We start from the raw sequence: 574 nt of genomic DNA on the forward strand, positions 1-574 counted from the left end.
TGCTGTAACCCTGATCAACCACCAGGCTGGCGGCTTCCACTTTGAACTCGGTTGAAAACGAACGACGCTGTCTTGCCATTGAACACCTCTCCTTCAGCGGTCACTTTACCACCTCAAATTGGTGTCCGGGATCATTAGACCACTACACACACTCGGAGTTGAGAAACATACTGCTTAATCAATATTGGCAGTATGCTCATTCCCTGGACCACACTGCTCTGCCTGCCTCTTGAACTGAACAGCACCCTGCTGAACATAAGGTCTTCAGCAAGGCGCCGTTTGCTTGGTGTGCTAACCCTTACGGCTGTTTGGTTATGCGCAGGTAAGGTAGTTTAGCGTCGATTTCGCCAAGCTTTTCCTTCGCTTCTTCAACATTCAGAGAAAGTGCCACAATGACATCATCACCCACTTCCCTGTTAGGGAAGGTGTGATCAAGTCCGCCACATGGGATAATGCTGACTGCACATGATCGAGGACGCATCAGATGGATCAGCAACTTACATTCGCGGACAGCGAGTTCAGCAACAAGCGCCGTCAGACCCGCAAGGAGAAATTCCTGGGCCGAATGGACAAG

General features: G+C 50.5%; 1 pseudogene. It reads right to left on the reverse strand.

The annotated features are described in order from the left end of the window. Positions 1-298 precede the first annotated feature (298 nt). Positions 299-574: pseudogene (locus KTN04_RS17440) on the reverse strand (hypothetical protein); the annotation flags it as partial.

The organism is Marinobacterium weihaiense, from assembly GCF_019061305.1.
Lineage (GTDB): Bacteria > Pseudomonadota > Gammaproteobacteria > Pseudomonadales > Balneatricaceae > Marinobacterium > Marinobacterium weihaiense.